Here is a 12,713-nt window from a genome sequence, read left to right on the forward strand (position 1 = left end):
TGGCATCGACCTGGAGGAAACATGAAGAAGAATGGCCTGTTGCGAGTCGCCCGCGTGTCGGCGCTCATGGGCGCCGTCGCCACGGCAACGCTATTCGCGGCGAACGTCGCGAATGCCGCCATCCCCAACAAGACGCTGGTGTACTGCTCGGAAGGCAGTCCCGCCGGTTTCGATCCCGCGCAATACACCACTGGCACCGACTTCACCGCGAACACGTTCACGGTCTATAACCGCCTCGTCGAATTCGAGCGCGGCGGCACGAAGGTCGAGCCGGGTCTCGCCGAAAAGTGGGACGTGTCGGCGGACGGTTTGACCTACACCTTCCATTTGCGTCACGGCGTGAAGTTCCAGACGACGTCGTACTTCAAGCCGACGCGCGAATTCAACGCGGATGACGTCCTCGTCACGTTCAACCGCATGCTCGACCCGAACCAGCCGTTCCGCAAGGCGTATCCGGTTGCGTTCCCGTACTTCACGGACATGGGCCTCGACAAGCTCATCGCGAAGGTGGAGAAGGTCGATCCCTACACCGTGAAGTTCACGCTCAAGGAAGTGAACGCGCCATTCATCCAGAACATGGCGATGGAATACGCGTCCATTCTCTCGGCCGAATACACGGACAAGCTGGTGAAGGACGGCAAGGCCGCCGACATCAATCAGTATCCGGTTGGCACGGGACCGTTCATCTTCCGTAGCTATACAAAGGATGCGACCATTCGCTTCGACGGCAATCCGGATTACTGGAAGCCGAACGCGGTGCAGGTGTCGAAGCTGATCTTCTCGATCACGCCCGATGCCGCCGTGCGCGTTCAGAAGCTGAAAAGCAACGAATGCCAGGTGATGAGCTATCCGCGTCCAGGCGACATCGAGTCGCTCAAGTCCGCATCGAATCTCGATACGCCGTCGCAGGCCGGTTTCAACGAAGGTTACGTGGCCTATAACGTGACCAAGAAGGGGCTGGACAACACCGACGTGCGCCGCGCGCTCGACATGGCGATCAACAAGAAGGCGATCATCGATTCCGTGTATCAGGGCGCGGGCCAGGCGGCCACCGCTCCGATGGCGCCAACTCAATGGTCCTACGACAAGAACCTAAAGACGAGCCCGTACGATACGGCCAAGGCCAAGGATCTGCTCGCGAAGGCCGGCTTTCCGAACGGCATGGATATCGACCTTTGGGCCATGCCTGTGCAACGCGCGTACAACCCGAACGCACGTCTGATGGCCGAGATGATCCAGGCCGACTGGGCGAAGATCGGCGTGAAGGCAAAGATCGTGTCGTACGAATGGGGCGAGTATCTCAAGCGCGCGCACGCGGGCGAGCATCAGGCGCTCTTGATCGGCTGGACCGGCGACAACGGCGACCCCGACAACTGGCTCGGCACGCTGCTCGGTTGCGACGCGGTGAAGGGAAGCAACTTCTCGAAGTGGTGCTATAAGCCGTTCGACGATCTGGTCGTGAAGGGCCGTTCGACGAGCGACGTCGCGGCGCGCACGAAGGCCTACATGGACGCGCAGCAGATCTTCGCGCAACAGCTGCCGTTCTCGCCGATCGCGCATTCGACGGTGTATCAGCCGGCCAGCAAGAAGGTGACGGGCCTGAAGATCGAACCGCTCGGCTATGTGCGTTTCGACGGCGTGGGCATGCAGTAAAGCGAGAGCATCCGCAAAACGCAGCTTGCAAGCGGAACGCTTTTTGCACTAAACCATAATTAGTCGAACAGGGCCGGCGGCGCGGGTCGAAAACGATCCGCGCCGCCGGTCACTCTTCCAAATCCCCAAGTACGAACCAAAGGGCGATCATGTTCCGATTCGTTTTGCGACGCATAGGAATGGTGATACCGACGTTCATCGGCATTACGATTCTCGCGTTCGCGCTCATCCACCTGATCCCGGGCGACCCCATCGAAGTGATGATGGGCGAACGCGGCGTGGACCCGGCGATGCACGCCGAAGCCATGAAGCGCTTAGGTCTCGACGAGCCTTTGCCGCTTCAATATCTCCACTATGTCGGCCATGCGCTCAAGGGCGATCTCGGCATGTCGATCATCACCAATACGAGTGTGATGAGCGAATTCATGGCGCGCTTTCCGGCGACCGTCGAACTCTCCATCTGCGCGATGATCTTCGCGCTCATCGTCGGTCTGCCGGCGGGCGTGGCGGCGGCGCTCAAGCGCGGCACGGTGGTCGATCATGGCGTGATGGGCACCGCGCTCACGGGCTATTCGATGCCGATCTTCTGGTGGGGCTTGATCCTCATCATGTTCTTCTCGGCGAGGCTCGGCTGGACGCCGGTGTCGGGGCGGATCGCGGTGGAATACGACATTCCGCACGTCACGGGCTTCATGCTGATCGACTCGATCTTCTCCACCGATGAAGGCGCGTTCAAGTCCGCGGTGAGCCATCTGATATTGCCGACCATCGTGCTCGGCACGATTCCGCTCGCGGTGATTGCGCGCATGACGCGTTCGTCGATGCTCGAAGTGCTGCGCGAGGACTACATTCGCACGGCGCGCGCGAAGGGGCTTTCGCCGTTGCGCGTGGTGATCGTGCATGCGTTGCGCAATGCGCTGATTCCCGTGGTGACCGTGATCGGCTTGCAGGTTGGCACGTTGCTCGCGGGCGCGGTGTTGACGGAGACGTTGTTCTCGTGGCCGGGCGTCGGCAAGTGGCTGATCGATGCCATTTCGCGTCGCGATTATCCCGTCGTGCAGGGCGGCATTCTGATGATCGCGTCGCTCGTGATCTTCGTGAATCTGATCGTCGATCTGCTGTACGGCGTGTTGAATCCGCGCATTCGCCATACAAGGTGAACATGTACCACCCCCACGCTCACATTCGTTCGCTGCCCCCCGAGGGGGCGCATGCCTCTCTTGAGGCGGCTCGGCGAGAGGCATAAACATGTACCACCCCCACGCTCATATTCGTTCGCTGCCCCCCGAGGGGGCGCATGCCTCTCTTGAGGCGGCTCGGCGAGAGGCATGATATGGCCGACATTCAAAACAACCTACCTCCCCAGGCAGTAACACCGCCACCCAGCGGCCGCATGGTCGCGGGCCGCGAGTTCTGGGCGAACTTCTCGCGCAATCGCGGCGCAGTGGTCGCGGGCTTCATCGTGCTCGTGCTGATTCTGGTGGCGCTCACCGCGCCCGTGATCGCGCCGCACAGCCCCATCGAGCAATATCGCGAATACGTGAAGATTCCGCCCGCGTGGCTCGAAGGCGGCAACCGCATGTTCCTGCTCGGCACCGATGAAGCCGGCCGCGACATTCTCTCGCGTCTCATGTACGGCGCGCGGCTGTCGTTCTGGATCGGCTTCGTATCGGTCGTGCTCGCGCTCATTCCGGGCGTCGTGCTGGGGCTCATGGCCGCGTTCTTCGGCTGGCTCGATACGCCGATCATGCGCATCATGGATGTGCTCCTCGCGCTGCCTTCGCTCTTGCTCGCGGTCGCCGTGGTCGCGATCATCGGGCCGGGGCTCGTCAACACCATGCTTGCCATCGCCATCGTCGCGCTGCCGGGTTATGTGCGTCTGACGCGCGCATCGGCGCTCGGCGAATTGCAAAAGGAATACGTGACGGCATCGCGCGTCGCGGGTGCGGGCGTCGTGCGGCTGATGTTCTCGCAAGTGCTGCCGAACTGCGCCGCGCCGCTCATCGTGCAGGCGACGCTCGGGTTTTCATCGGCGATTCTGGACGCCGCCGCGCTCGGCTTTCTCGGCTTGGGCGTGCAACCGCCCGCGGCCGAGTGGGGCGCCATGCTGGCTTCGGCGCGCGATTACATCGAAAGCGCATGGTGGATCGTCACGATGCCCGGTCTCTCCATCCTGATCTCGGTGCTCGTCATCAATCTGCTCGGCGACGGTCTGCGCGACGCCCTCGACCCGAAACTGAAACGGATGGGATGACATGAACGATCTACTCACTATCCGTAATCTGCAAGTGACGTTCGGCGGCACACAGGCGGTCGATCGCATCGACCTGTCGGTCAAGCCGGGCGAAGTGGTCGGCGTGGTCGGCGAATCCGGCTCGGGCAAAAGCGTCACGATGATGGCGCTCATGGGCCTGATCGATGCACCCGGCAAGGTCTCGGCCGATCAGGTCACCTTCGATGGGCGAGATTTGCTGAAGGCCTCGGCGCGCGAGCGTCGCAAGATCATCGGCAAGGACATCGCGATGGTGTTTCAGGACGCGCTGACGAGCCTGAACCCGAGCTACACGGTCGGCTATCAGATCAAGGAATCGCTGAGACTGCACGAAGGCTTGCGCGGCGACGCACTCAACAAACGCGCGCTCGAACTGCTGGATCAGGTCGGCATTCCAGATGCGAAAAGCCGCATCGACGCGTTTCCGCATCAGATGTCGGGCGGCATGAATCAGCGCGTGATGATCGCAATGGCGGTCGCCTGCAATCCCAAACTCCTGATCGCCGACGAGCCCACGACCGCGCTCGACGTGACCATTCAGGCGCAGATCATGGAACTGCTCGTGCGCTTGCAAAAGGAACGCGGCATGGCGCTCGTGCTGATTTCGCACGATCTCGCGGTGGTGTCGGAAGTGGCGCAGCGCGTCGCGGTGATGTATGCGGGCGAGATCATCGAAACGAATCACGTCCCTGCCATTTTCAGCGAGCCGCATCATCCGTACACGGAAGCGTTGCTCGCCGCGATTCCGGAACATAGCCGCGGCGCGGATCGTCTGGCGGCGTTGCCGGGCATGGTGCCGGGCCGAGACGACAGACCCAGTGGATGCCTCTTTGCGCCGCGCTGCAAATATGCCGTCGAGGACTGCTGGAAGGGGCGGCCGAATCTGTTCCAGCTCGACCCCAACGACGCGGCCGTGCGCGCGCGTTGCATCAAGCCGTTGAATGTCGAAGTGGTGGTGGAAGGAGGCGCGCGATGAACGCCGTACCGAAGGAAATCAACAAGGACATCGTGCTCGCCGCCGATCAGCTCACGCGGCATTACAGCGTCAAGCGCAGCATGTTCGAACAGGGCACGGTGAAGGCGCTGAACGGCGTGTCGTTCGAGTTGCAGCGCGGGCGCACGCTTGCTGTCGTCGGCGAATCGGGCTGCGGTAAGTCCACGCTCGCGCGTCAGTTGACGATGATCGAAACGCCGACATCGGGCCGTCTTCTGATCGATGGCGAGGACGTGGCGGGCGCGAGCAAGGACAAGATCGCCGCGTTGCGGCAGCGCGTGCAGATGGTGTTCCAGAACCCGTTTGCCTCGCTCAATCCGCGCAAGACCGTCGAGCAGACGCTTGGCGAGCCGCTCGCCATCAACACGAAGCTCAACGCAACCGAACGCGCTCAACGCATTGCGCAGATGATGCGCACCGTCGGCCTGAGACCGGAACACGCGACGCGCTACCCGCACATGTTTTCGGGCGGTCAACGGCAACGCGTGGCGATTGCGCGCGCGATGATTCTCGACCCGCAAATCGTCGTCGCCGATGAACCCGTTTCCGCGCTCGATGTCTCGATCCAGGCGCAGATTCTCAATCTGTTCATGGACCTGCAAGCGCAGTTCGGCACGAGCTACGTGTTCATCTCGCACAACCTGTCGGTGGTCGAGCATATTGCCGATGACGTGATGGTGATGTACTTCGGCGGCGTGGCCGAACTCGGCGACAAGAAAACCATTTTCGCGCGACCGCGTCATCCGTACACGCGGGCCTTGATGTCGGCAACGCCCGCGTTGTTCGAGGAAGATCGCCGCATTAAGATCAAGCTGCAGGGCGAAATGCCTTCGCCGCTCAATCCGCCATCGGGCTGCACGTTTCATCAGCGCTGCCCGTACGCGATCGATCGTTGCAGAACCGAGGAACCGGCGCTGCGCGTCGTCGACGGGCGGCAAGTCTCGTGTCATCGCGCCGAGGAGGTAGGTGACGTGGAGGTTTGAATCGCATCGACGCGCGGTTTGACGCGCGCCAGCTTCGTTCAAAGAAGGCGGCGCGCGGTCAAGCTCCAAGTCGATCGTCTCGAAGCGACAGCGCGTGTCCAGCGGGTCGCGTGAATGTTTTAAGATGTCGCTCGTGCCGTATTCATATGACCAGCCGCGCGCCGCGCGCGTGGCGTCCGCCAGAGCGACAGCCATTGTGCTGTCGTTCGTACTGTTCATGGCAGGCGCGGTCGTTACGCCATCCGGTTTCGCGGTCGTCGGATCGCGTACGCCGGCAGGTGGCACTCCGCAGCCCGCAGGCGGCGCGGACGTAGCGGCGGCACCGGGCGCATCGGCACCCGCGCCGGCCGTGGATCGATCCGATGGCACGACGGCAAGCGGCCCCGTGCGCGCGGCGCCGGCGCGCATGCCGTTCTACGTTGCGACCAAAGGCACGACCACCATCTATTTGCTCGGCACGCTGCATGTCGGTTTCGCGACCGACTATCCGGCCGAACAGCCGTTTCGCCAGTCGATACTGGCTGCGCTTTATGCATCGCCCACACTCGCGCTCGAAATCTCTCCCGACGAACTGCTCGTTTCGCAAGAGGACGTGAATCGCTTCGGCATGTGCCGCAGCGAATGTCTGATCGATTATTTGCCGGATTCGATGTGGCAGGCGGTGCAAGCGCGCATGCGCAACAATCCCGATGCGCTGAAGGAATTGCGGCACACGCGTCCGTGGCTCGCGTCGATGCTGATCGAAACATACGACACGCTCAAGGCCGGTTTTCAGAGCGAGTACGGCACCGAGGCGCAGTTGCAGAATGTCTATCTGCATGTGCGAGGAAAAATCGTCGGGCTCGAAACCTTGAACGAACAGATATCGACGTTCACGCGTCTGACTTCCGCGCAACAGCGCGAGATGCTCGCACAGGATCTCGTGCAGACGCCAACCGAAAACATCGCCGACGTGAAAGAGCTGCACCGGCTCTGGCGAATCGGCGACGCGGACGCGCTCAAAGCCTGGGACGACGCCAAGGGCAACAAGCTTGCGCGCTCGAAGCCGCTCGCGGATCAGGTGGATAACCGCGTGGTATATGAGCGCAATCGCCGCTTCGTCGCGCGGATGGTGCAACTGGCAGCGCCCGACAAGCCGGTGTTCGTGGCTATCGGGGCGCTGCATCTCGGCGGGTCGCGCGGCGTGCTCGAACTGCTGAGAAAGCGCGGCTTCGTCGTGGTGGCTGGCTGAACGCTTTGCCGATTCAGATGAACATCAGCCAGTTCAGCAAGAAGATGTTCACGATCAGAAGCGACAACGCCGTTGGCACCTGCACCTTGATCACCGCGTTCTTGTCGGGCAACTCCAGCAACGCCGCCGGAACCATGTTGAAGTTCGCGGCCATCGGCGTCATCAGCGTTCCGCAGTAGCCCGAGAACATGCCGATGGCGGCCATCGTCGCCGGATTGCCGTGGAACACGCCGACGAGAATCGGTACGCCGACACCGCCCGTCATCACTGGAAACGCGGCGAAGCCGTTGCCCATCACCATCGTGAAAAGCGCCATGCCGACGACATAGACCGTCACCGCGACGAGCCGATAGTCGAGGTTGATGTAGGCCGTCGTCACATGCGCGACCGCCTTGCCGACGCCTGCGTCCGAGAACACGAGTCCGAGCATGCCGAGCATTTGCGGCAGCACGGCGGCCCACGAAAGCGCGTCGATGAGACGGCGCGCCTCGCGCATCGACTGGCCGACGGTATCGCGCGTCATGACGCACGCCACCGCCAGCGCGATCACGCAGCCTATGCCGAAGCCGATCAGCGTCACGTTCTTCAACTCGATCAACGGTTGCCCGCCGAAGACAAGATGGCTCGCGCCGAGCGTCAGGATCACGGTGACGACCGGAATGGTCAGCGCGGGCACGAAGAGCTTGTTGCCGAGCCGCGCGGCGCTCTGCCGGCGCGTTTGCTCCGACAGCATTTTCGGCTTCGCGCCGGTCACGCCGCCGAGTCCGGCGATGAGCGCCATCGCTATCACGAGCACGCCGACGACCGCGGGCGGCAGCCAGTCGCCGATCAGGAACACGAGCGCATACACGAGCCAGAACACGCCCGTCGTCAGGCGGCGCGGATGCGACTTGTCGGTGAGGATCATGCCGGCGACCACCACCAGCACGATGCCGACGAGATAGAAAAGATAGTTGATGGTGAGCGTCATGCTTTCTCTCCCGCGAGATTGCGCGTGAGCGCGCCGAGTTCGCGCGTCAGGCGCCGGTCGAGCAGCCACAGCCGAAAGCCGTGGATGAGGAACGCGCAGATCGCGGTCGGAATGCCCCACACGGCAACATGCATGGGTTCCACGACGATGCCCGCTTCCTTGAGGAACGTGACCATCAGCACGATGGCGCCGAACGCCACGAAGATGTCCTCGCCGAAGAAGAGGCCGACGTTGTCGGTTGCCGCCGAATATGCGCGCAGCTTGTGGCGCACCGCGTCGGAGAGCTTGCCGTAACGCGTTTCGGCGGCGCCTTCGGCCATCGGCGCGAGGAGCGGTCGCACCATTTGCGGATGGCCGCCGAGCCCCGTGAGGCCGACCGCCGCCGTCAGTTCGCGCACGAGCAGATAGACGATCAACAGTCGCCCGACCGTCGCCGCGCGAATGCTCGATATCCACGTCTGCGCGCGTTCACGCAAGCCATGCCGTTCGAGCAGGCCGATCACCGCGAGCGGCAGCAAGATGATGAGCGGAATATTGCGCGTCTTCAGAAAGCCGGTGCCGATGGTGGTCAGAATGCGCTCCACGGGAAAGTGCGCCGCGAAGCCGGTGACGATCGCCGCTGCGGCGACGATCAGCATCGGATTGAAGCGCAGCACGAAGCCCACGATGATGACGGCCACGCCGATGAGCGGCCATAAGCTGACTGCGGTTGCCATGAGATCTCCAGACCAGGGGTTAGACATCGCGCCTCGAAGCGGACGCGTAAATAGCGCTTGTTAAAACGCCCCGGCAGGCGGGGCGTTCGATGCATCGGAAAATCGCTTATTCGGCGCGGGCGGCGCGGGCGGCGCGGACATCGACGCCCGCATCGGCGAGCGCGCCGCGAATGCGTCGCGCGAATTCGAGTGCGTGCGCGCCATCGCCATGCAGGCAGATGGTCTGCGCCTTGAGCGGCACCCATTCGCCGGACACGGCCTGCACGCGTTGCTCGCGCACCATCGCGAGCGTGCGGTCGAGCACTTCGGTTTCATCCTCGAGCAGCGCGCCCGGTTCCTTGCGCGGCACGAGCGAGCCATCCGCGCGATAGCCGCGATCCGCGAAGACTTCCTCGATGGCGACCAAGCCCGCGCGCCGCGCCGCATCGACGAGACCGCTGTTGGCGAGACCGAAGATCAGCAGCGACGGATCGAAGTCATGCACGGCGGAGCAGATGGCATCCGCTATCCCGGGGCTTTTCGCGGCCTGGTTGTAGAGCGCGCCGTGCGGCTTCACATGCGCGATACGTCCGCCTTCCGCCCGCGCAATGGCCGACAGCGCGCCCAGTTGATACAGCACGCCCGCGTAGATTTCCTCGGGCGGCAAGTCCATTTCCTTGCGGCCGAAGTTCTCGGGATCGTTGAAGCTCGGATGCGCGCCGATCGCCACGCCTTTTTGCACCGCCCAGCGCACGCACTCGCGCATCGCGGTGGCGCCGCCCGCATGCCAGCCGCACGCGATGTTCGCGGAGCTGACGAGTTCGAGCAGCGCTTCGTCGGTGCCGCAGCCTTCGCCGAGATCGGCGTTCAGATCGATTTCCATGATGTCGTATCGTTCAAAGTCGTTACGTTGATTTAGCCAGACGCGCGCAGCGTTCCTCATGCATCGCGATGGCCGTGCCCACCTGACTGACATAGCGCCGCTCTTCGGCGAGCGCATGGCGTGCTTCTTCCAGCGACGTTTCGATGAAGCGCACGCCGCCGTTCAACCGCACTTGCGCGAGCTTCCACAAATCCGCCTTGATGACCGCGCCGATCTTCGGATAGCCGCCCGTGGATTGCGCGTCGCCCATCAGGACGATGGGCTGGCCGTTCGGCGGCACTTGAATCGTGCCGGGCAGGACCGCGTGCGACAGCAGTTCGATCTTCTCGCCGCGTTCGAGCTCCGTGCCCGCAAGGCGAAAGCCCATGCGGTTGCTGTTTGGCGTGATGGTCCATTCCTCGTTCCAGAAGTCGCGCTGCGCCTTCTCCGTGAAGCTCGCGTATTCCGGACCGCGCAGCACGCGAATCGGCACGGCCCAGTCGACGCCCGGCGCATGTCGGCCGCGCCGCACGGGTTCATCGACGAGCACGAACTTGCACCACGCGGGCGCCTTCACGCCGAAGGCCGGTTCTTCCGGCGAAAACGCGATGCCCTTGTGCGGTTGCGGCACGCCGACAGGCAAACGGTCGCCGTCGGCAAGCGCGCGTCCGCCCAGGCCGCCGAAGCATGCGCCGAGGTCGGTGCTGCGCGAGCCGAGCATCGGCAAGACGTCGATACCGCCCGCAATGCACACGTAGCCGCGCATGCCGCGCTTGGCCGCGCGCAGCGTCAGTTCCTGGCCCGCGCGCACGGGCAAACTCCACCACGAATAAACCGGCTCGTCGTCGAGCGTCGCGCCGAAGTCCGTGCCGGTAATCGCCACGCGCGTCGCGCGCGAGAAGCGCAGCACGGTCGGCCCGAACGTGACTTCGATGCCCGCCGCATCCGCCTTGTTGCCGACGATACGATTGCCGATTTCCAGCGACAGCGCATCGAGCGCGCCGCCCGAACTCACGCCGAGATGCCGATAACCGTGGCGCCCGAGATCCTGCACGGACGAGAGCACGCCCGCGCGTTTTACTTCGATCATGCGCGCACCTCCAGCGCCGTGAAGCGCACGCGGTCGCCGGGCTGCATGAGCGTCGGCGGGTTGCGGGCCGGATCGAAAAGCTTGAGGTCGGTGCGGCCGAGCAGATTCCATCCACCGGGCGATACAGCGGGATAGATACCCGTCTGCGCCCCGCCGATGCCGACCGAACCCGCCGGCACTTCGAGGCGCGGTTCCGCGCGGCGCGGCGTGTGCAGCGCGGGATCGAGGCCGCCCATGTAGGCGAAGCCCGGCTGAAAACCGAGAAAGAAGACGACGTATTCGGCTTCGGTGTGACGCTTCACGACTTCATCGACGGAAAGGCCGACGTGCTTGGCGAGCGAACTCAGATCGGGGCCGTCCGCGCCGCCGTAGCGCACCGGAATCTCGATCTCCGCGCCGCCTGTATCCGATGGCGTGGCCGCTTCCCAACCATCTTCGAGTTGCGCCGCGAGGGCTTCGTAATCGGCTTCGAGCGGGTCGAAGACGATGGTCAGGTTGTTCATGCCCGGCACGACTTCGACGACGTGCGGCATGAGTCGCGCGATGTCGGCGAGCGCCCAGATGCGGCGCTGACAATCGAGCGTCGCCGGTGGCGCGGATTCGCACACGAGCGCGTTGTCGCCAAGCGGATGAATACGTGGTTTCGTCATGCCTCTCTGGTCCCTTGCGCGCGCCGTCCATGCGGCCAGCAACGCGTCAGAATGCTACATTGTCAATAAATTATCGACAATTTATCAATAAGCGTTTGTTCGGAGTGTAGTTCGTGACGCAAGGTCGCGGCTGCGCGATATCGTTCGGATACACTCCACGCACTTTTCAACGGTCCTCGCCATGTCGCGTCACCCTACCAAGATCGTCTCGTCCGAGCATCTCGTGTCAGAAGTCAGCGCCGAGTTATCGGAGTTCGAATACGCGCTCATCATGGTGAGCAACGCGTTCAATCGCTGGATGGTGCGTTGCATGTCGGCGGCGGGCGCGAAGGACATGACCGCCGTGGAAGTATCGCTGCTGCATCACGTGAGCCATCGCGATCGCAAGAAAAAGCTCGCCGATATCTGCTTCGTCCTCAATATCGAGGATACCCACGTTGCCACGTATGCACTCAAGAAACTGGTGGCGCGCGGTTACGTTAAAAGCGAGAAGACGGGCAAGGAAGTGTTCTTTTCCGCAACGGCGGCAGGGCGCGAGTTGTGCGGGAAGTATCGTGAAGTGCGGGAGAGCTGTCTCATGTCGACGCTGCGCGAGAGCGGGCTGACAAACGAGCAGATTGGCGACGCCGCGCAACTCATGCGCAACGCATCCGGTCTTTACGATACCGCCGCGCGCGCGGCGACATCGCTTTGAGTCAGTAGACGGCAGCCTCGGTAACGATGGCTCCAAGCGGCAAGTCGTGAGTCTCGCGCGGGAGCGCATCGCATTTGCCCGATTCGTAGGCAATCCCGATAGTCACGGGGCGCTCGCCATTCGGCCAGGCGGCGAGCGTGCGATCGTAGTAGCCGCCGCCGTAACCCAGTCTCAAGCGCTGCAGATCGAAACCGACGCATGGAATCAGCAACAGATCCGGCGTCACGCGGGTTTCCTGCGCAGGCACGGGAATGCGATAGCGGCCTTCCTTCATCGGCATTTGCGCATGCCATGCGTGGAAGGCCATCGGCGCCTTGGGCTCGACCACCACGGGCAACGCGGCGGCGCGCGTCGCGTCTGCCGCGAGCCAGCGCGTGAGCAAAGCGCGCGCATCGAATTCGCCCGCAACGGGCCAATAAAAGCCGATGCACTTGACCGCATGCTCCGCGAGCAACGCCTCGATGCGTGTCGCGAGCGCCTTATTTCTTTCGGCTTGCGCGGGATCGTCACGCTGTGCTTCGCGGCTTGCGAGAAGCGTGGAACGCAATGCGCTTTTAGGTTCCGCGCAAACGTTGCGTGCTATGCTTTCAACCGATCTTTGGACCACCTCGCGCTCCAG

The 12,713-nt window shown here is 63.1% G+C and carries 13 protein-coding genes; 7 read left to right on the forward strand and 6 right to left on the reverse strand.

Features of this window, described 5'->3' with window-relative positions:
• Positions 1 to 21 precede the first annotated feature (21 nt).
• The 6 genes from P9292_RS27095 to P9292_RS27120 all read left to right on the forward strand — a co-directional run bounded on the left by P9292_RS27095 (position 22) and on the right by P9292_RS27120 (position 7,133).
• Entirely contained in the window at positions 22 to 1,653 is a 1,632-nt protein-coding gene (locus P9292_RS27095) for an ABC transporter substrate-binding protein (RefSeq protein WP_244826519.1), read from the forward strand.
• A 149-nt stretch (positions 1,654 to 1,802) separates the two neighbouring features.
• Positions 1,803 to 2,813 carry an ABC transporter permease subunit gene (locus P9292_RS27100; RefSeq protein WP_244826518.1) on the forward strand — a complete coding sequence of 337 codons (1,011 nt, stop codon included), beginning with the start codon at positions 1,803 to 1,805 and terminating at the stop codon, positions 2,811 to 2,813.
• A 173-nt stretch (positions 2,814 to 2,986) separates the two neighbouring features.
• On the forward strand, positions 2,987 to 3,907 hold the full coding sequence (locus P9292_RS27105; RefSeq protein ID WP_244826517.1) for an ABC transporter permease subunit: 921 nt from the start codon (positions 2,987 to 2,989) through the stop codon (positions 3,905 to 3,907).
• A 1-nt stretch (position 3,908) separates the two neighbouring features.
• Entirely contained in the window at positions 3,909 to 4,901 is a 993-nt protein-coding gene (locus P9292_RS27110) for an ABC transporter ATP-binding protein (protein ID WP_244826516.1), read from the forward strand.
• Positions 4,898 to 5,902 (forward strand): peptide ABC transporter ATP-binding protein, encoded by a 1,005-nt coding sequence (locus tag P9292_RS27115; RefSeq protein ID WP_244826515.1) that lies wholly within the window; start codon positions 4,898 to 4,900, stop codon positions 5,900 to 5,902. The genes P9292_RS27110 and P9292_RS27115 overlap by 4 nt, the downstream gene beginning before the upstream one ends.
• Positions 5,903 to 6,026: 124 nt before the next feature.
• Complete coding sequence (locus tag P9292_RS27120; protein ID WP_244826514.1) at positions 6,027 to 7,133, forward strand: TraB/GumN family protein; 1,107 nt, start codon at positions 6,027 to 6,029, stop codon at positions 7,131 to 7,133.
• 13 nt (positions 7,134 to 7,146) lie between these two features.
• Here P9292_RS27120 and P9292_RS27125 read toward each other — a convergent pair whose 3' ends face one another.
• The 5 genes from P9292_RS27125 to pxpB all read right to left on the reverse strand — a co-directional run bounded on the left by P9292_RS27125 (position 7,147) and on the right by pxpB (position 11,400).
• A complete protein-coding gene (locus P9292_RS27125; protein WP_250466013.1) occupies positions 7,147 to 8,103 on the reverse strand; it encodes a DUF979 domain-containing protein in 957 nt (318 codons plus the stop codon).
• The gene (locus tag P9292_RS27130; protein WP_309962135.1) at positions 8,100 to 8,819 is read right to left on the reverse strand and encodes a DUF969 domain-containing protein; all 720 of its coding nucleotides are present in this window, start codon (positions 8,817 to 8,819) and stop codon (positions 8,100 to 8,102) included. The genes P9292_RS27125 and P9292_RS27130 overlap by 4 nt, the downstream gene beginning before the upstream one ends.
• A gap of 106 nt (positions 8,820 to 8,925) precedes the next feature.
• Positions 8,926 to 9,681, reverse strand: a complete 756-nt coding sequence (pxpA, locus tag P9292_RS27135) for a 5-oxoprolinase subunit PxpA (RefSeq protein WP_244826512.1) — start codon at positions 9,679 to 9,681, stop codon at positions 8,926 to 8,928.
• Positions 9,682 to 9,703: 22 nt separating this feature from the next.
• Positions 9,704 to 10,750, reverse strand: coding sequence for a biotin-dependent carboxyltransferase family protein (locus P9292_RS27140; RefSeq protein ID WP_244826511.1), 1,047 nt, complete (start codon positions 10,748 to 10,750; stop codon positions 9,704 to 9,706).
• The gene (pxpB, locus tag P9292_RS27145; RefSeq protein WP_244826510.1) at positions 10,747 to 11,400 is read right to left on the reverse strand and encodes a 5-oxoprolinase subunit PxpB; all 654 of its coding nucleotides are present in this window, start codon (positions 11,398 to 11,400) and stop codon (positions 10,747 to 10,749) included. Before pxpB ends, P9292_RS27140 begins: the two co-directional genes overlap by 4 nt.
• Before the next feature lie 181 nt (positions 11,401 to 11,581).
• Between pxpB and P9292_RS27150 the strand changes: the two genes are divergently transcribed.
• Positions 11,582 to 12,094, forward strand: coding sequence for a winged helix DNA-binding protein (locus P9292_RS27150; protein ID WP_244826509.1), 513 nt, complete (start codon positions 11,582 to 11,584; stop codon positions 12,092 to 12,094).
• A gap of 1 nt (position 12,095) precedes the next feature.
• Here the strand turns inward: P9292_RS27150 and P9292_RS27155 are convergent, their stop codons facing one another.
• Entirely contained in the window at positions 12,096 to 12,713 is a 618-nt protein-coding gene (locus tag P9292_RS27155) for a 5-formyltetrahydrofolate cyclo-ligase (protein ID WP_404989366.1), read from the reverse strand.

It is taken from the genome of Caballeronia sp. LZ001 (assembly GCF_031450875.1).
Lineage (GTDB): Bacteria > Pseudomonadota > Gammaproteobacteria > Burkholderiales > Burkholderiaceae > Caballeronia.

Coding starts and splice junctions, on each gene's coding strand:
- P9292_RS27150 (WP_244826509.1), top strand. CDS start 11,582: ATGTCGCGTCACCCTACCAAGATCGTCTCGTCCGAGCATCTCGTGTCA.
- P9292_RS27095 (WP_244826519.1), top strand. CDS start 22: ATGAAGAAGAATGGCCTGTTGCGAGTCGCCCGCGTGTCGGCGCTCATG.
- P9292_RS27130 (WP_309962135.1), bottom strand. CDS start 8,819: ATGGCAACCGCAGTCAGCTTATGGCCGCTCATCGGCGTGGCCGTCATC.
- P9292_RS27110 (WP_244826516.1), top strand. CDS start 3,909: ATGAACGATCTACTCACTATCCGTAATCTGCAAGTGACGTTCGGCGGC.
- P9292_RS27120 (WP_244826514.1), top strand. CDS start 6,027: ATGTCGCTCGTGCCGTATTCATATGACCAGCCGCGCGCCGCGCGCGTG.
- P9292_RS27140 (WP_244826511.1), bottom strand. CDS start 10,750: ATGATCGAAGTAAAACGCGCGGGCGTGCTCTCGTCCGTGCAGGATCTC.
- P9292_RS27115 (WP_244826515.1), top strand. CDS start 4,898: ATGAACGCCGTACCGAAGGAAATCAACAAGGACATCGTGCTCGCCGCC.
- pxpA (WP_244826512.1), bottom strand. CDS start 9,681: ATGGAAATCGATCTGAACGCCGATCTCGGCGAAGGCTGCGGCACCGAC.
- pxpB (WP_244826510.1), bottom strand. CDS start 11,400: ATGACGAAACCACGTATTCATCCGCTTGGCGACAACGCGCTCGTGTGC.
- P9292_RS27105 (WP_244826517.1), top strand. CDS start 2,987: ATGGCCGACATTCAAAACAACCTACCTCCCCAGGCAGTAACACCGCCA.
- P9292_RS27125 (WP_250466013.1), bottom strand. CDS start 8,103: ATGACGCTCACCATCAACTATCTTTTCTATCTCGTCGGCATCGTGCTG.
- P9292_RS27100 (WP_244826518.1), top strand. CDS start 1,803: ATGTTCCGATTCGTTTTGCGACGCATAGGAATGGTGATACCGACGTTC.